Origin of the sequence: Arsukibacterium sp. (assembly GCF_036735525.1) — a bacterium.
Taxonomy (GTDB): domain Bacteria; phylum Pseudomonadota; class Gammaproteobacteria; order Enterobacterales; family Alteromonadaceae; genus Alishewanella.
This window is the reverse complement of sequence record NZ_DAINOE010000015.1, coordinates 19,830-38,385: the sequence shown is the minus strand read 5'-3', so window position 1 is coordinate 38,385 and position 18,556 is coordinate 19,830. Positions and strand designations below refer to the sequence as shown.

General features: G+C 46.8%; 14 protein-coding genes. 4 read left to right on the top strand and 10 right to left on the bottom strand.

The features are described from left to right. Position 1 precedes the first annotated feature (1 nt). Positions 2 to 1,429: an MFS transporter gene (locus V7D78_RS04915; RefSeq protein WP_333607317.1), complete on the top strand. Its 1,428-nt coding sequence runs from the start codon at positions 2 to 4 to the stop codon at positions 1,427 to 1,429. Here the strand turns inward: V7D78_RS04915 and V7D78_RS04910 are convergent. The 3 genes from V7D78_RS04910 to V7D78_RS04900 all read right to left on the bottom strand — a co-directional run bounded on the left by V7D78_RS04910 (position 1,426) and on the right by V7D78_RS04900 (position 5,517). Continuing rightward, complete coding sequence (locus V7D78_RS04910) at positions 1,426 to 2,898, bottom strand: hypothetical protein (protein ID WP_333607316.1); 1,473 nt, start codon at positions 2,896 to 2,898, stop codon at positions 1,426 to 1,428. The genes V7D78_RS04915 and V7D78_RS04910 overlap by 4 nt on opposite strands. 27 nt (positions 2,899 to 2,925) lie before the next feature. After that, positions 2,926 to 4,389, bottom strand: coding sequence for a hypothetical protein (locus V7D78_RS04905; RefSeq protein WP_333607315.1), 1,464 nt, complete (start codon positions 4,387 to 4,389; stop codon positions 2,926 to 2,928). Positions 4,390 to 4,485: 96 nt separating this feature from the next. Beyond that, the gene (locus tag V7D78_RS04900) at positions 4,486 to 5,517 is read right to left on the bottom strand and encodes an NAD(P)H-quinone oxidoreductase (RefSeq protein WP_333607314.1); all 1,032 of its coding nucleotides are present in this window, start codon (positions 5,515 to 5,517) and stop codon (positions 4,486 to 4,488) included. Between the two features lie 182 nt (positions 5,518 to 5,699). On the opposite strand from V7D78_RS04900, the gene V7D78_RS04895 reads away from it, so the two are divergent. Continuing rightward, entirely contained in the window at positions 5,700 to 6,902 is a 1,203-nt protein-coding gene (locus V7D78_RS04895; protein WP_333607313.1) for a class I SAM-dependent methyltransferase, read from the top strand. A gap of 38 nt (positions 6,903 to 6,940) precedes the next feature. Here the strand turns inward: V7D78_RS04895 and V7D78_RS04890 are convergent, their stop codons facing one another. The 6 genes from V7D78_RS04890 to V7D78_RS04865 form a co-directional block, all read right to left on the bottom strand. Further along, positions 6,941 to 7,240 carry a PilZ domain-containing protein gene (locus V7D78_RS04890; RefSeq protein ID WP_333607312.1) on the bottom strand — a complete coding sequence of 100 codons (300 nt, stop codon included), beginning with the start codon at positions 7,238 to 7,240 and terminating at the stop codon, positions 6,941 to 6,943. A gap of 105 nt (positions 7,241 to 7,345) precedes the next feature. Then, the gene (hrpA, locus tag V7D78_RS04885; protein WP_333607311.1) at positions 7,346 to 11,248 is read right to left on the bottom strand and encodes an ATP-dependent RNA helicase HrpA; all 3,903 of its coding nucleotides are present in this window, start codon (positions 11,246 to 11,248) and stop codon (positions 7,346 to 7,348) included. A 68-nt stretch (positions 11,249 to 11,316) separates the two neighbouring features. Next, positions 11,317 to 11,736, bottom strand: coding sequence for a CBS domain-containing protein (locus V7D78_RS04880; RefSeq protein WP_333607310.1), 420 nt, complete (start codon positions 11,734 to 11,736; stop codon positions 11,317 to 11,319). Positions 11,737 to 11,818: 82 nt separating this feature from the next. Then, the gene (locus V7D78_RS04875) at positions 11,819 to 12,823 is read right to left on the bottom strand and encodes an isoaspartyl peptidase/L-asparaginase family protein (protein WP_333607309.1); all 1,005 of its coding nucleotides are present in this window, start codon (positions 12,821 to 12,823) and stop codon (positions 11,819 to 11,821) included. A gap of 26 nt (positions 12,824 to 12,849) precedes the next feature. After that, positions 12,850 to 14,202, bottom strand: coding sequence for a DNA recombination protein RmuC (locus V7D78_RS04870; protein WP_333607308.1), 1,353 nt, complete (start codon positions 14,200 to 14,202; stop codon positions 12,850 to 12,852). A gap of 113 nt (positions 14,203 to 14,315) precedes the next feature. Beyond that, positions 14,316 to 15,356, bottom strand: a complete 1,041-nt coding sequence (locus V7D78_RS04865; protein WP_333607307.1) for a GGDEF domain-containing protein — start codon at positions 15,354 to 15,356, stop codon at positions 14,316 to 14,318. Positions 15,357 to 15,536: 180 nt separating this feature from the next. On the opposite strand from V7D78_RS04865, the gene V7D78_RS04860 reads away from it, so the two are divergent. Both V7D78_RS04860 and V7D78_RS04855 read left to right on the top strand, forming a co-directional pair. Further along, on the top strand, positions 15,537 to 15,980 hold the full coding sequence (locus V7D78_RS04860) for a hypothetical protein (RefSeq protein ID WP_333607306.1): 444 nt from the start codon (positions 15,537 to 15,539) through the stop codon (positions 15,978 to 15,980). Positions 15,981 to 16,129: 149 nt separating this feature from the next. After that, entirely contained in the window at positions 16,130 to 16,882 is a 753-nt protein-coding gene (locus tag V7D78_RS04855) for an amino acid ABC transporter (RefSeq protein WP_333607305.1), read from the top strand. 21 nt (positions 16,883 to 16,903) lie between these two features. Here the strand turns inward: V7D78_RS04855 and V7D78_RS04850 are convergent, their stop codons facing one another. After that, positions 16,904 to 18,514, bottom strand: coding sequence for a methyl-accepting chemotaxis protein (locus V7D78_RS04850; RefSeq protein WP_333607304.1), 1,611 nt, complete (start codon positions 18,512 to 18,514; stop codon positions 16,904 to 16,906). Positions 18,515 to 18,556: the final 42 nt, after the last annotated feature.

Below are 18,556 nucleotides of genomic sequence, written 5' to 3'. Positions count from 1 at the left end.
CATGTCCAGCCCATTTCGCAGTTTTTCCTCGCTGTTCAGCAGCACCCTGGTGATGGTGCTGGCAGCGGGTTTGCTGACCACCTACCTGGGGTTGTCCTTAGCTGCTAATCAGGTAGAGCCGTTGTGGATTGGCGCCATGATGTCCTGTTATTACCTGGGGCTGGTGGTGGGTTCAAAACTCGGCCATCGCTTAATTGCCAGGGTTGGCCATATCCGTACCTTTGTCGCCAGCGCCGGTATTGTTACCGCATCGGCATTGGGGCATGCGCTCACCTTACAACTGGAAGTCTGGCTGGTACTGCGTTTACTGGTCGGTACTGGCATGATGTGCCAATACATGGTGTTGGAAAGCTGGTTAAACGAGCAAGCTGAAACCCAGCAACGCGGTACCGTGTTTGCTGCCTATATGATTGTGTCCTACATTGGCATGATTGGTGGTCAAACTGTGTTATCGCTGTTTCCTGAGCTGGGGCTGGAGCCACTGCTGCTGGTGGGTATTTGTTATGCGCTTTGTATTGTGCCAATTGCACTGACCCGGCGTATCCACCCGGCACCACTGCATCCGGCACCGTTAAAAATTCTGCCATTCTGGCGCCAGGTACCGCAATCATTAACCACTATTTTAATTGCCGGCGGCATCTCCGGCTCTTTCTATGGCTTGGCACCGGCTTTTGTGGCCAACAGTGGCTTATCTAACGCCGGCATTGCCAGCTTTATGTCGGTGACTATTTTAGCCGGCTTACTGGCGCAATATCCGATGGGCAAGTTGTCTGATAAAATCCCGCGCAGCCGCTTATTGCGGATCAACAGTGCACTACTTGGTGTCATAGTGTTAACGATGGCAATACTGCCGCTCTCGGGTTTTTTTCTGCTTGGCGCGACCTTTTGCTTTGGTATTCTTGCCTTTACCCTCTACCCGCTAGCCACAGCGCTGGCTAACCAGCATATTGATCAAAATGATCGGGTGGCACTGTCTGCCACCATCTTGTTGACCTTTGGTATTGGTGCAACCATAGGGCCACTGATTGCCTCTGCCTTTATGCAATTACTGGGGAACAGTATGCTGTATGGCTATATGGCAGTCTGTTGTTTGCTGCTGTTTATCCGGTTACAGAGGGTCAATTACAACCAAAAAATGGCAAATAAATTATTAGCTCAACAAGCGTCATCTGATTATCAACTGGCTTCAGGCGACTTAGTCTCCTCGCCCTTAGCCGCAGCGCTGGACCCCAGAGTGGATGAGCAATCGGTGCAACAGCAAATGCGGGCAGAGCCTGTGGCAGACAATATTAATGCTGATAACAACAGTGATCATCGGGGGGCTGAGCATGACAACCCTGCGGCTATCGACGCTGATGGGATATGCTGCAACGCAGGTGACAGTTCAGAGCAAACCAATAAAGCATCGCCCCCTAAGACACCAGACTAAATGTGTTGGTTGACTACTTTATTCCACAAGTTTTGATTACGACTGACGCTAAAATAATCATTTGGTAACCAATATTGGGGGAGTAACGGCATGTTTTTGCGTTCTTCAAAATTGGATACCAGCCGCTCCAGAATTTCCAGTAAGCGCTCCTCACTGACTGTAGCCAGTTTTTTACGGCCTTCTGGGTAATATAAGTTATTAGCTTTGCTTAACACCATACCGTGCACGGACATTTTAAATGTCATACTGTAGGTCACCAGGCGACAAACAGGCTGCTCAGGATCTTTGGGGCATAGGCCGGTCACGATAGCGTACTCATAGCGCTCTAAATCATTACCATCAGAGTCCTTGGGCACATAGACAACGCCAAAGCCCTGTGGGAAATGGCCAGTCACTTTGATTAATCCCGTCACTGACGAGGCATGATACATGCCTTTATCAACTCCTTTTTGCAGTAATATGCCTACTTTGGGTAATTGTTCGTACTGATATTGTTCTTTGGTAGAAAGCACAAAGGCAGTATAAATTTGCGGGATTTTCAGTAAGCTGCCAATTTCTTCATTACTCTTAAACGAAAAGCGCAGCAGCTTTAGCAAAAAGGCTTTTTTCTGCTCTTCATTGCGAACAAAACAATCGCGCTCATGCCGATCACGCCCCATATAGCGGGCCGCGACCAGGGCTTTTTGCGCAAAACTTAGACATTCCCGAAAAAAAACCTTCAATAATTCAGTACGTTGCTCGTTATCCAGCGGACGCAATGGATTAGCTTTACCATCAGCGCCGGTTAAAATGGCTAAGCCATCCGGGTGAACACTGCCTATATCTTGCAGTAATGACGCCATGACAAGCGGTACCTGAACATCGTCATAAAAGGAAAAATAGTGATTATCAGCAGATGGTGGCCCGGCTTTACTGGCATTATATCGCTCCAAAATATAGCTATCCTGTAGCTGACCGTCTTTGAGTTGCTGATCCAGTAAACGTAAACTAAGCACTGCTTTGTACAAATGACGATGCCGACTATTTACCTCAGCAATATATTTACCCTCGGTGGGTGAAAGCAATTGTATAGTACCCAACACCCTGGCAGAGGCGTTTAAGGTATCTTCTGTATTGTCGCCATGACAAAGTGTCAGAATATCGTGCACCAATGCCCGAAACCAAATGGTCAGCGTCGCAGCATCCTCCTGCTGTTGCTGCTGTAAGGTCTCAATCTGGCTATGGGCATCATCCAGTAAGCGCTTAATATCCGCTTGTTGCCCGCGGCTACATTCAGCCTGACGTTTTTCACATAATAAAATCTGTTGCTCGAGTTCTAACTGGCGGCCATCACGCTGTTGCTGACGGATAAACCAGGCCGCTGCACGCTCAAACAAAGAGTCCGCCACCGGTGTTTGATCGCTGATACGATTAATTAAATGGGCTACGGCTTTGGTCGCTATCGCGTGGCCGGAGTAGACAGATGCCATACCAGTTTTCCTTTAGGCTGCCAGACATTAGTTTTCCAGCATCACCACTTTAATCCATAAATTTTGATTTTTAACATACTGAAAATAATCATCAGGATGCCAGTATTTAGGCAATAAGCTCATTGACTTGCGCTCTTCAAAATTTGACACAAGTTTACTAAGTATTTCGCTAAGGCGTTGCTCACTTATTACCGACAATTTTTTTCTGGCAGACGGGAAAAACATATTATTATCAACACTGATAGTACAGGCCTGCGAAGATATATTAAACGTCAGGTTACGGGTAACCATCCTGCACAACGCCACCTTTGTGTCAGGAGGATAAAGGCCGCTGACTATAGCATATTCATAACGGTCCAGATCTCGCTGTTCCGCATCTTTTGGAATATAAACAATACCAAAACCCTGCGGGAAAGTACCGGTAATCGTCAACAACGCACGCACAGCCACCGGGCTATATAAGCCCTTTTCCGCGCCTTTTTCCAGAACTAAAGCCGCCTTAGGCAAATCTTCATATTGGTAATTCGCTTTCGTTGATAACACTACTGAGGTATAAATTTGCGGTATTTTTAGCACATTACCTATACCATGTTCTGGCTTAACAGCATTTTTTAATAAGAAAAGCGCTAAATTCAGTTTTTCGCGCTCGCGCTGCATATGGCGTTGCTGCTCCAGCAAATCACGCCCAGGATATGGCGCTATAGCCAGCGCTTTTTGCAAAAACTCTACGCTTTGTGCAAAACTGATTTGCAGCAATTCCACTCGTTCATCTTGCTCTAATACCCGAAACTCATCAGCTGTGCCATCTGCCCCTTTTAAAATACGTTGTGCTTCAGGCGCCAGGGAGCCAATGTCTTGCAGTAAAGCTGCCATTAGTAATGGCACCTGCACATCATCCCGAAAAGCATCATAGCCAGCTTGGCGATCTGCTGTCTGGCTTTGTTGCCAGCGCTGCCGGATATAGCTATGTTGTAAATTTTCGTCTTCAATGAGTTTATCCAGCAAGCGCAAACACAATACCGCCTTGTATAAATGCTTTACTTTCTGATTATTGACGGCGATGTTCTTACCCTGGGTAGGTGACATTAATTGAATTGTCCCCAGCAGTTTTGCAGACAGTTGTAATGTGTCTTCAGGCCTCTCCCCCTGGCATACCGCCAGAATGTCATAACACAACTGCTGTAATTTTAAATAATGTTTAATACCCATTTGTTGCTGTGTATGTTGCCAATCCGCGTAATGCTGCTGTTCCTGAGCTAATTGCCGCTCTACTAAGCCTAAATCACGTTGAGCGCATTGCTCTTTTCGTCGTTCTAATAAAAAAAGCTGTTGCTGATACTCAATATCTTGTTGAATTCTGGCTTTGTGGCCGAAGAACCAATTCGCTGCCTGCTCATAAAAAGATTGCTGTCCGCTCGTGGTATCGCTGATCCGACTCACCAGGCTTTTAATTGTTCTGGTATATGCTGATTGTCCAAGGGTGTCATTCATGCAATAGCCAATCCTGTGTTATGTCAGACGCAACCTGAGTCGCCATTTTTACAGATAGGTTGCAGTGTAACCAACCCAGCCCAGTTAGCCAACCAGCTAAAAAAGTAAAATCAATTTGCCCATAGTGTGATTTGATGCCATTAGCTGGTGCGCTTGCTCAACCTCTTCATATGAAAACACCCGATGTATCAGTGGGATCAGACGCCGCTGCTGCATTTCTGCAGCAAAACGCCGATAAAAGGCGGCACTCAGCTCTGCTTTATAGTCTGGGCTGCGATTACGCAAGGTGCTGCAAAGTATTTGACCACGTTTTTGAAATAACGGAGCTAAATCCAGCTCAGCCAATCGCCGTCCTCCCATCAACGCATAAACCACTATTTTTCCGTCTATGGCCAGACACTGTATATTTTTTGCGATGTAATCGCCGGCCACCGGATCCAAAATAAGCTGGCAGCCCGGAGGCCAGAGCTGTTTTAAGACACTGACAAAATCCTGCTGCTGATAATTAAAGCCATGGCGAGCTCCCAGCGAGTGGCACACCGCCAACTTCTCGTCTGACGATGCCGTTACGGCGACCTCTGCTCCGGCGAGCGAAGCTAAACAAATAGCCGCAGTGCCTACCCCGCTGGCGCCGGCATGAATTAATACTTTTTGACCGCTTAGGACAGAGGTTAAATGCGCTTTGCTTAGGTGCAACTGACCCAAACTAAACAATAATTGGTAGGCAGTTAAAAAGGTTTCAGCACAACCGGCCGCCTCTGTCAGGCTCCAGCTATCAGGTACAAGCATCGCCTGAGCTGATGGCATCAATGCATAAGCGGCGTAGCCGCCGCCATTAACCAGGCCAAACACCTTTTTACCCAACCAATGATGATCAGCATTGCTGCCCACGGCCACCACAACACCAGAGACCTCTAAGCCTAAAATGTTACTGTCTGAGGCGGGTGGCGGGTATTGTCCACGCCGCTGCATTAAATCTGCACGATTAATACCCGCGGCAGCGACTTGCAACAATAATTGACCCGCAGCTGGTTGTGGCACAGCGATCTGTTGCCATTGTAATGCAGTACCGCCATCTGCAGAAGATTCAAGTATGGCGGCAGCCATAGTATCAGGCAGGGTTGTCATCATTACTCCATTAACGGCTGAAAACTCATTTACTAAAGCCGTTTTTATCACGAATAAATGTCAGACGGTATCACTAATAGCGTAAATCATGGTTAATCATCGCGTTAATCTGGCGTAGCGCTTCTCTTTTGGTCGGTGCTTCTCTAAAATGCCTGCTTTAGCCAATAAGCGTAAGACTCCTGATGAATATTGATACCAAATCCCCTGCCATTATCCTGCAAGATGGTCGCGACAAAGCTTTGAATCGCCGTCATCCGTGGTTGTTCTCCAATGCCATTAAGCAAGTGATCAACACCCCAAACCGCGGTGATACCGTTGAGGTTTACAGCAGTAGTGGCCAGTGGCTGGCGCGGGCAGCTTATTCGCCTTCCTCGCAAATTCGCGCCCGTATTTGGACATTCCAACAGGATGAAGCCATTGATGTGGCATTTTTCAGCCGCCGCTTAAGCCGCGCCTGGGCCTTACGCCAAAGCCTTTTTGACCAAAGCACGGATGGCATCAGGCTGATTGCGGCCGAATCTGATGGCCTGCCCGGTATTACTATTGATAAATATGCCGATGTGCTGGTATTGCAATTAGTGTCCGCTGGCGCTGACGCGCAACGTAAAAATCTGTTGGCGGCGTTAATACAGTTGTTTCCATCGCATAGCATTTACGAACGCTCTGATGTGGATGTGCGTAAAAAAGAGGGTTTAAAACCCGTAACAGGCTGGCTGGCTGCAGAGCGTGAACATGGCGAAGTATTGATTAAAGAACATGGCATGACGTTGCTGGTTGATGTGATACAAGGCCATAAAACCGGCTTTTATCTGGATCAGCGTGCCAGTCGTGCTGCCGTTAAACGTCTGGCCAGTGGCGCCAGAGTATTAAACTGTTTTAGCTATACTGGTACCTTTGCTGTGGCCGCACTGCAAGGAGGCGCCAGTGAAGTGATTAATGCCGATATGTCTGAACTGGCACTAAGCACCGCCAGCCGTAACGCTGAACTGAACCAGTTAGATCTCAGCAAACTGACCAATGTTAAAGCAGATGTATTTAAGTTATTACGCCAGTACCATGAACAAGGTGAGCTGTTTGACATTATCATCCTGGACCCACCGAAATTTGCCGAGAGTAAATCACAGCTAATGGGCGCCTGTCGTGGCTATAAAGATATAAACCGCCTGGCAATGCAATTAGTTAAACCTGGCGGTTTGTTATTTACTTTTTCCTGCTCTGGCCTGATGGAAGACAGTTTATTTCAAAAAGTGGTGGCAGATGCAGCGCTCGATGCCAATCGTGATTGCTTGTTTATTGAAAAACTGCAACAAGACAGTGATCACCCGGTGGCCAGCTTTTTCCCGGAAGGCTATTACTTAAAAGGCCTGGTGTGTAAAATTTGGTAGGCCGCGGGACGGCCTTTACCAGATGAGCTGCCAATCGGTTAATTCAGTTCCATAAAGGCCAGGCCCAACTGGTAACAATCTTCGCTTTCCTGGGCACAACGCATCACTTTAGCCGTGGCATCCAATGGTGGTACACTGCTATTGGCGGACTCCAAACGTACTTTAATTAACGTGCCCATCTCCAGTGGCTCGTCAATTTCAACCGACATTCCTGAAGCACTCAGATCACGGCAAATGCCATCAATTGACCGACCCGCCTCCGGATCATTGATCATCAGTTTCACATCTGCATTGACCATCATCCGGTAATAATGCCGACCATCGCCTTTAGTTAACATAACACTCCCCTGTCAAAACTACGTCGTTTTTTATTAAAGCCTGTGCACTAGTTATAGAACTTTCCACACGCTGTGTAAAGCCGCATCAAACATAGCTTCAGCGAATCAATTGCCGCTACCTTTACTCTCGGCAACCGCATGCAGCACACGTTTCACTGATATAGGATAAGGTGTACCCAATTGCTGAGCATGTAATGACACTTTAAGCTCTTGCAACATCCAGTAAATAGCCAGAACCGGCTCTGGTAGCAACTTAGCACCGGCAAATTTACCTAACAGATTATCATAGGCATCGGCTGCTTTTTGATACTCGTGCATCAATAAGCGGTCGCGTTGTGGATCTACAGGCAATTTATCTAAGCGCTTTTGCATTGCAGTAAGATAGCGCTGCAGATCATCAAGCCTGGCGGCACCATGTTGACTGACAAAGCCCTTAAATACCAGCTCAGATAATTGCTGTTTTATATCTCCCTGCGCCTGAAAATGTGCTAAATCAACTTTGCCTTTTAAGCGCTTTTGAATGTCATGGCTTAGCGTTAATATTTGCTCTACCTTAAGCGCAATCTGCAGCACTGTCTCGGCCAAATCAGCACGGACGGTTTCGCGCAGCGCAGTAAACTGCTGTTGATTTTGCGGTATGGCGGCAGCTGCAATCAATGCATCGACACCGGCAGCAATACAGTCATCAATCAACTCCATCACACGGCCAAAAGGGTTAAAATACAGGCCAAGCTTGGCTTTATTTGGGAGGGAATCCTGCAAATATTTTACCGGTGAAGGCACATTTAGCAGTAATAAACGTCTTAAGCCCTGTCGGCTGCTCAGCTGCGCTTGCTGTGGATTATCTAACAGCTTAATCGCCACTGAGCTGCCCTCATCTATCAAAGCCGGGAAAGCTTTAATTTCATAGCCAGCCTGTAATTTGACATACTCAGCAGGCAAGTGGCCAAAGCTCCAGTCGGTTAACTGCTGTTGCTCAATGCCCTGCTCAGCTACCTGACTTAAACTATGCTGCACCTGACCCTGTAAGCCTTGTTTTAATAAGGATAATGAACGGCCCTGCTGCAACGTTGTGCCATGTTCATCCACCACTTTAAAATTCATTTTTAAATGCGGGGCAATACTGTTCAGATCCCAGGCATCTTCAGCAATAGTGATACCCGACATGCGCTTTAAACGCTGAGTGACCACCTCAAGTAACGGGCCTTGCTCTGGTGCTATCAGTTGCATCAATGCATCCGCATAATTGGGTGCAGGCACAAAGTTGCGCCGATATTGCTTGGGCAGCGATTTAATCAGGGCCACTAATAACTCATGCCGTAGTGCCGGTATGAGCCAGTCAAAGCCGCTGTCTTCTACCTGATTAAGCAGTGCCAGCGGAATAATGACACTGACACCATCATCACTCTCGCCAGGTGCGAAGTGATAACTTAACGGCAACGTCAGATTGCCCTGAGCCCAGCTACCGGGAAACTTATCGGCGGTAATATCACTGGTATCACGGTTAAGCAGGCTTTGCGGATCAAAATGTAAATACTGTGCATCTAAGGCCCGCTGTTTTTTCCACCACTTAGCAAAATCGATGCGGTTATTGGCCCAGAGTGGAATTTTTTCAGCATAGAATGCGGCCAGGCTGTCTTCATCCACCAGAATATCGCGCCGGCGCGATTTCTCTTCTAAAGCAATAACCTCGTCGATCAGGCGTTGGTTATAGGCTAAAAAAGCTTCCTCTTTGCCCAGTTGTTGATTAACCAGGGCTTCGCGGATAAATAGCTGATGACAAACAGCAGCATCAATTTTGCTGTACAGCACAGCGCGTTTCGCGACGATCACCAGCCCATACAAACTCACTTGTTCGTAGGCTATCACTGCCCCGTGTTTTTTCTCCCAGTGCGGTTCATGATAACTGCGGCTAAGCAAATGCCCGGCTAAGGGCTCTATCCATTCCGGCTCAATTTTGGCCAAACTACGGGCATATAAGCGGCTGGTTTCCACCCACTCTGCCGCCATCACCCATTTGGGCTTGCGTTTAAATAAATGGCTACCCGGGAATGCATAAAAACGGGTTTGTCTGGGGCCTAAATAGTCAGCATCACTGTCTCTTACCCCCACCTGTCCCAGTAAACCCGTCAGCAAGGCACTGTGTAACTGTTGATAGTCGGGTGTACTGCTATTGAGCGTCAGACCCTGCTCTTTGCATAACTGGGTTAACTGGCTGACTAAATCCTGCCACTCACGTACCCGCAGGTAATTTAAAAACTCCAGGCGGCATAAACGTCGGAACTGATTGTTACTCAGGGCTTCTTGCTGTTGTTGTAAGTAAGCCCAGAGCTTCAGCCAGCTACTAAAATCAGAATCGGTATCGACAAAGCGGCCATGGCTTTCATCGGCTTTTTGCTGCTTATCTAAGGGTCGCTCCCGCGGATCCTGAATAGACAATGCCGACACTATGACCAATACCTGTTGCAAGGCATTATTGTCAGCCGCTGCAACCACCATCCGTGCCAGGCGAGGGTCTATCGGTAAACGCGCCAGTTGCTTACCCAGCGCCGTTAAACGCAGTTGCTGGCGGCCCCGCTGGGGTTCAATAGCGCCCAGCTCTTCGAGTAATTTAATACCATCGTTAACAAAGCGGCTGTCTGGCTTTTGTAGAAAGTCAAAAGCATCAATATCGCCCAGCCCCAGTGCCAGCATTTGCATAATGACCGAGGCTAAATTAGTGCGCAAAATCTCCGGATCAGTAAATTCTGGCCGGCCGTTAAAATCTTCTTCGCTATACAGCCGGATACAAATACCCGCAGCTACCCGACCACAACGGCCCTGCCGCTGATTGGCACTGGCCTGACTTATTGCTTCTATTGGCAGTTGTTGCACTTTAGAGCGGTAACTATAACGCGATAAGCGTGCTGTACCCGGGTCAATGACATAACGGATACCTGGCACTGTTAACGAGGTTTCCGCCACATTAGTGGCCAGCACGATGCGCCGGCCACTGTGCCCTTGAAAAATGCGATTTTGCTCAGCGGCACTGAGTCTGGCATACAGTGGCAACACTTCGGTATGGGGCAGCTTGAGTTTGTCCAGCGCTTCAGCAGTGTCGCGAATTTCACGCTCACCATTTAAAAAAATTAAAATATCACCCGGTGGCTCGCGGTACAGCTCCTCTACCGCATCAAAAATACCCTGCAGTTGATCAGCATCTTTATCAATTTGTTCACTGTAAGGCCGATAGCGGGTTTCAACCGGAAAAGTACGGCCAGAGACTTCAATGATTGGCGCATTAAAAAAATGCTGTGAAAACCTTTGGGGATCAATAGTGGCCGAGGTAATAATCAGTTTTAGATCAGGCCGCTTGGGGAGCAGCTGCTTTAAATATCCCAGCAAAAAGTCGATATTCAGGCTGCGTTCGTGTGCTTCATCGATGATCAGGGTATCGTACTGGTTTAAAAAACGATCCTGCTGCATTTCCGCCAGCAAGACACCATCTGTCATTAGTTTCACCAGGGTTTGCTCGCTGGTGTGATCACCAAAGCGAATTTTATATCCGACTTGTTGCCCCAGCTGACAGTTAAGCTCCTGAGCAATACGATCAGCCACACTGCGCGCAGCCAGCCTTCGCGGCTGAGTATGACCAATAGTGCCAGTGATACCACGGCCTAACTCTAAGCAAATCTTCGGAATTTGTGTGGTTTTACCCGAGCCAGTTTCACCGGCAATAATCACCACCTGATGCTCGGCTATTGCCGATTTGATTTGCTCTCGTTTTGCGGCAACCGGCAATTCTGGCGGGTAACTTATCTTTGGCATGGCAGCCAATCGGGTATCGCGTAACGCTTTCGAGCGCGCGATCTCTTTAGCAATGTACTCTAATGCCTGCTGTAGCTTATCTGGCTCGGCGATCTGCTTGCTGTTAGTCAGTTTTCGGCGCAGCCGAAATCTGTCCTGTAACAGGCAATCAGTTAATAACGCATATAAAGATGCAGCAGAAATAACAGTCTCAACAGACAAAATAACGCCCTCAACATTCAGAGGGCGCCATGCTATCAAGTTAGCGGGGTATAAATCCAGCTTTAGCGTTAGCCGACTTTACCGTAGTGCGAGTGCAATTCTTTATCAATCGCGCCCAATACGTCCGAGCGGGTAATAATCCCCTGTAAGTAACCATCATCATCCACTACCGGATAAAGTTTAGGTTTAGCATGCAACATGGTTTGCGCCAAATCGATAATGCCATCATAGGGCTTAACTGTAAGTACCACGGTTTGCATCAGATCGCCTACTCTTGCAGATTGCTGATCATGATAGGTTGACATCAGCATGCGTGCCAGGCAATCCTGCTCTGATAAAAAGCCGATAATTTTTTTATCCGCATCCACCACTGGCCCGCCGGTTTGATGCCCTTTTATTAGTCTGTCTACGGCCATTTCTACCGGCATTTCGACACTAAAGGTCACCGGGTGCCGGTTCATATAATCTGCTACTTTTAGTAAATCCATGTTTCCCCCTGCAAAAAGCTGCCACGTCTTAATCAGCTTTGTCATCCTGTTTAAGATTAGCCTATTAGCCTGAGTTTGCTGTTCAATTTTTAGTCGATTGGAAAATTTCCACAAGTGTCGGTGTGTTTGCGCCACGCATAGCGCGATACATGCCCTCGGTATTAAATGCCCAGCTTAGTGTGCCGGCTTTATCTACCACTATAACGCCCCCTAAACCGCCTACGTAAGCTAATTCCGCCAATACTTGCTCAGCGGCTAACTTTGCAGTTATGCCTTTATATTTCACTCTTGCACAAATATCTGAGGCCACCTGATAACGAATAAAGTACTCACCATGGCCCGTTGCTGATACCGCACAGCTAGTGTTATCGGCAAAGTTACCGGCCCCCAGTACCGGCACATCACCAATACGGCCAAAACGTTTACCCGTCATCCCGCCGGTAGAGGTAGCCGCCGTCAGGTTACCGGCTTTATCTATCGCTACCGCGCCCACAGTCCCCATTTTCCAGTTCGGATCTTGCAATACCGCCGCCTGATGCGGCAACGCTTGCTGCGATTGTTTCATACGTTTTAGCGCTTCATGGCGAAACTCGGTATTAAAATACTGGTTTTCAACCAGCTCTAATTGTTGTTGCTTGGCAAACAACTCGGCGCCGGAGCCAGCCAGCATTACATGAGCAGAATGCTCCATCACTGCCCGGGCTAGTAAAATCGGGTTTTTCACGTTAGTGACTCCGGCAACAGCGCCAGCATTTCTATCCTGACCCAGCATAATAGAAGCATCCAGCTCATGGGTTTCATCCCAGGTATAGACCGCACCTTTACCAGCATTAAACAAGGGTGAGTCTTCTAAGATGGTCACGGCTTTCGTCACCGCATCCAGGCTGCTACCGCCTTGTTCCAGTACCAGATAGCCCTGGTCGACCGCATGTCGCAATGTGGCCTCATAGGCTTGTTGTTGCTGAGCTGTCATCTGTGCCTGATTTATTGTACCGGCCCCACCGTGAATCACTATACCAATGGGATGGGCAGCCAGCGCTGGCAAATTAAATGCCAATAGCAGCACACTGCAAAAAATCGCTTTCATGTAACACCTCTTTAGTTATTAATTTATTATTCAACGGGTAACTGATCCGTGCCGAGCTCCAATCGGGCCCGCTCAACCAACTCAGGATCCAGCTCAGTTTTAACCGCTACACCAAGCTCTTTAAATTCAGCCGCTTGTTTTATTAAGTTGCCCTTGCCGCTGACCAGTTGCCCCAGCGCTTTATCATAACTTTCACGCGCCTTGTCTAACTGGCGTCCTACGCCCTGCATGCTATCGACAAAGGTTTTCAATTTCTGATAAAACCGCTCTGCCCGATTGGCTAGTTCTGCGGTATGCTTATTCTGATCTTCAAAACGCCATAGCTGGCGCACAATATTTAAGCTGGTGAGTAAAGTAGTGGGCGTTGTAACCAGTACATTACGCTCTAAAGCTTGCTGAAACAACGCTGCGTCGTGTTGTAAGGCTAACACATAGGCGGATTCAATCGGAATAAACATAAAAACCACTTCTGGCGAGTTTAATTCGGCAATATCAAAATAGGCTTTATCAGACAGCTCGGTAATGCGTTCTTTAACCGCGGCGACATGAGCCTTCAGTGCCAGCTGGCGTTCAGGCTCATGCTCGGCATTGACAAAACGGGTGTAAGCCGAGAGTGAAGTTTTAGCATCAATAATCAGATGCTTGCCCTGGGGTAAAAACACTACGGCATCTGGGCGTTGCCGGCCATGCTCAGCATTAAAACTGGCCTCTCGCCGATAATCGATATTCAGGCGCAGGCCGCTATTGTCCAGCACGTTTTCCAGCATTAACTCGCCCCAGTTACCCTGAACTTTACGCTGCCCCAGCAAGGCCCGGCTTAACTGACTGGCTTCATCGGTTATTTTGGCATTGAGCTGTTGTAGCAGCTTTAATTCCGCTTTTAATTCACTGCGCTGCTTTGTATCTTCGGTATGCAAGTGGTCAATTTTTTGTTTAAAGCCCAGCATCTCCTGCTGCAGCGGCGTTAGCAGCTGAGTCATGCTGTCACGGTTTAACTGGTTAAAGGCTTTACCTTTGCGCTCTAATATTTCATTGGCTAAAAGCTCAAACTCTTGCTTGAGTTGCTGTTTACTCTGCTGGATCAGGCTTAACTGTTCCGTAAAATGCTGTTGTTTTTCTTGCAGGCTGGTTTGTAATTGCACATGGCGCTGCTGTAATTGCTGATAATCACCCTGCAGTTGCTGCTGCAGCTGTAATAACTGTTGTTTATCAGCTATAAGCTGAGCCAGGCGTTGCTCGAGTAATGCTTGTTGTAAAACGGCAGCGCTATGCTTACGGTTAGTCACCAGCCAATAAGCAATAAAACCGACCAATAGTAGTAATAGTGTGACAGTGGAATATGGAAAAACACTTGAAAGTAAATTGGCTGAAACCTGCATAGAGTCCATTATATTACGCTTTTAGCGCAGAAAAAATAAACATAATGCTAAGGTACTGTTTTTTTATACACCCGGCAACAATTGCATGCCAATTATACTCTTCAGCATACAGATTAATACTCAGCCCTATTGCGGCCTTTTGCTTTAGCGCGATATAAGGCATCGTCAGCGCGTTTTAACAAACTGCTACTATCTTCATTAGCGCTAAGTTCGGCAATCCCCAGACTTAGGGTAATACGTTGCTGATGCTCAAAACGGGCATTTTCTACACTGCTGCGGATACGCTCAGCCAGCTGCACCGCGCCGGCTAAATTGGTATGAGGGCATAACACTAAAAATTCTTCACCGCCCCAGCGCCCGGCAATATCAAGATCCCGACAACTCTCAGTCAGTATGGCAGCAAACTGAATTAATACCTGATCACCCACCATATGACCAAATTGATCATTAACCCTTTTAAAAAAATCCAGATCGCAGAGGATCACACTAAAACGGCTATGATGTCGCACGGCCCGGTTGATTTCACTTTCGAGTAAGGCATCTAATTTCGCCCTGTTATAAATACCCGTTAGGCTGTCTGTAATAGATAATTGCTGACTTTTACGATGCTCGCGGGCTAAAGCTTTAAATGCTTCATTGCGACTTACTTCAAAATAACGAATGAGGAAAACCAGGCAAATACTGCTGACCCCAATATTAAACCAGGCCTCGACCGGCAAACTGACCTTCACTAACCTTAACAATAACCAGGCCAGTACAAAAAAAGCCACTGTTAGAATTAACCCTTTTTGCCGACCTAATAAAAAAAATGCCACTGGCGGAAACACCATTGCCCAGCTGAGCGAGTAAAACTCAGCAGCAGTAACCGCCAGATAAGCTAACAACACTAGTGCAAGTAAAATGACCGTTTGCCAGGCAGAGCTATCTACCTCAGGTTGTTGCTGAAATCGTCGCCATACCAGTACCGCACATAAAGCGCCAATAAAATCCACCAGTGCCACACTGTACAACTGAAAAAAGGCCAGATTTATTACAAAAAAAATGCTGCAGATCAGCGCTATACCCAGCAGCATACTATTTATAAGGTACACTCTGCGGTAGTTAGGATCGGTCACTGTAAAATGGCCGTTGTTAGTTAAAAAAGCAGCAAACAAAATATAGCTCCGACGAAATGAAACATTATCAGTATGACCTAAAAATCTGCTTCCGAGAAAATTTGTTTTAATTATGCTTAATCTTTGCAGCCAGGCTGCTTGATATTGAAAATTAAGCAAATAACGCTATATTTACAGTTGCCCCTAAAGCTAACCAGCCATTTTAGCAAGAAGGTAATGATGACTAGTCTCTTATCAGTTTCAGCACCTGCGCTGAACGCCTTTACCCGCCAACAAACTGAGCGACGGGCGGAGCAAGCTGAGCAACAGGCGAAGGCCTTGGAGAATCAGGCCTCAGCCAAACGCCGCGAAGCTAGACAAGCTAACGAAGAAGCAAAGCGTTTTGATAGCGAAGCTCGCCAGGCTGATAGTCAGGCTAACAACCTCAGAACGAATTTAACGGCCGCAGAACGCCTTGAGCAAGGTACTGCACAAAATCGTAACAATTTATTTGAGGCTATTCAAAACAAGACCGCACCTGCTGCTGAACAAAACAAAAACCCTGTACAAACTGACAATATTATAGGGTTTGATACGTTTTTCAGCCCAAGCGGGCAACAAAATACTGCGTTAATTCCAACGGATCAATCAAGATTGGGGCAACAGATTAATCTTTTTATCTAAGATGCTCTGTGTCGCTTTTTCTGCAGACTTTTCTAGACTTTGAAGCTGTCAGGGGTTAGGGTACAGTTATGGTTAATACCTCACACTGTTTTAGACGATGTTTATTATGCATCGGTACTCTTCAATTGCCATTGGCAATGATACTGGCCATGTCGTCCTCTATAGCTATGGCGGCCCCCCAACGGCAAGACAACTCGGCCATTATTTTGCGTTTTTGTTATGAAGACAAACAATTGTTGCCCTACTATGCTGGCAATACTAGTGAAATACCATCTGAACCGGGAGCAACAATAGAGCATTTACAAGCTGCTACTGCTGCTGTAGGCATCAACCTAAAACTACAACGTTTACCCTGGTTACGGTGTTTGCAACTTTTGGAAAGTAATGAAACGGATGCTTTAGTCGCCGCATACAGTCCGGAACGTGCTCATTACACTATTTACCCGAAAGACACATCAGGCCAACCAGATACAGGCAGGGCGATTAACCGCAATGCGTTGTGTCTGTTACACCGGCATGATAATGATTTAAGCAGTAAATTGGCAGAAGATAAAACAGTGACGCTAGCTCGCCCGGTAGGTTACAGACTTTTGCCCTTAACGCTAAATAATATTCAGGTTGATGTGTTTTCGATTCAGCAAGCCATGGAGTTAGTGGTTTTAGGTAGGGTTGATGCTACCACCAGCCTCTGTGAAATAAATGGTGTGCCCGCTCATCCTAAAGAGCTGGATTTGATGCCCGTGGTGTTATTACGTCCACCTATATACCATGCCATCGGTTATTTAATGTTCAGTCAGCAGTTTTATCAGCAATATCCCGAACAGGCAGAGGCCTTGTGGCAGGCACTGCCAAAAACGCTGGACAGTGCCCGTTATCTGGAATATTTATCTTATCCTTGGTAGCAAAATGCAAAATGAGTTGCATCAGGTTTTAAACTTAGCACTCACCTTGCTTAAATCTACCGATAACCCACGTAGACCATCCGAAATGTCATGCACACTCTCTTGTACACCCTTGGTATGTTCAAAAGATAACGCCATTTTTTCAGTGTTAGCGGCTATACGATCGGCGACTTGTCTTTGCTCGCCAGTAGCTGCGGCTATTTGCGAGTTTAACTGATTGATTTGTTCTATCTCCTCGCTAATACTGGCAATAGCTGAGCCAGCATCCGTTGCCAGACTGGCAGAATGCTCTGCATTGCCCACAGCGGTTTTCATAATTTGAACAGCATTACTGACATTAGCATTCAATTGCCCTAACACACGTTGCACAGTAGTGACTGACTCTGCGGTTTTAGTAGATAAATTTCGTACTTCATCAGCAACCACCGAAAAGCCCCGACCATGTTCTCCGGCACGAGCCGCTTCAATGGCAGCATTCAATGCCAGTAAATTGGTTTGATCAGCAATATCATTAATACTTTGCAATATTGCTGTGACATTACGGGTTTTCTCTTCTAATTCAGTAATTACATGCTGCGCCTGCTTAATTTCATCTGCCAGGCCTTGAGAGTAATTGACCGCGTCACGAGTTTTACTAAAGCCATTTTTGGCCAACTCATTAGCTTTATTGGCACTATCAGCAGCATAACCCGCCGAAGAGCTTATTTCCTGAACCGACTGTTGTAACTCGGTCATGCTTCGGGTCACCGTAGACGAATCATTTGTTTGATCCTTCGTTAGAGACTCCAATTGAGACATGCCTTCAGCCAGTTGCCGCGAGCTATTGGTCAAAGGTTCAATGATACGGGTTACTTCGGCAAATGAAGCCTGTAAGGTACTGATAAATGCATTAAATTCTGTAGCAACTGTACCAAGCTCATCTTTAGACACTACCTCTAGCCGACTAGATAAGTTGCCTTTTCCACTGGCTAATTCGGCCATAGATTCACCTAACTGCCTGGCCGACAGACTAATTTGTCGCGCTATATAGTGACCTAGCCCGGCCAAGATCAGCATGAGTACTCCGCCGAGTAACAAAATGAATTGCAAAGAAAATTGCATATTTTCGTAGACATCCTGTACAGCAGTAGTGAAACGCTGATCAGACTGTTGCTCAAAGACTGTAAATTGCTGTTTTAAAGATTCAAATTGTTGGGTTTTACTGCTAATTTTATCTGAGATGACCGCAAAATCAGCTGTGCCCTCAATAAATTCACCGGCAATCTCGCTAGAAGTATTGGCATATTGCTCTACTCCCCTCGCCAACTGCTGCAATAGCGATTGTTGTTCCGGATTTAATTGCAGTAATCGTTGTAAATTCCGCTGCAACGAGGCCAGGTGCTGTTGTGCCGTTGAAAGGATATCCGGATCGGATAAGGTCACGGCCTGAGTGAAAAACTCATCTAGCGACTCAAACCCCACCCTCACCTGGGTTGCCAGTTTAGACGACTCATACATATAGTCGCGCATAGACTCTATAGTGGAGTTATTCTTACTGGTAAAATTGACACTAACCGTTACCACTGCTGCAAAAGCTAAGAGTGCCAGAGCAATGATGCTCCAGATTTTTTGAATAATAGACAAGCTGTTCATTGCTAACCTCAGCAGAGCAACCTGAAGGCTGCCCCACAATAA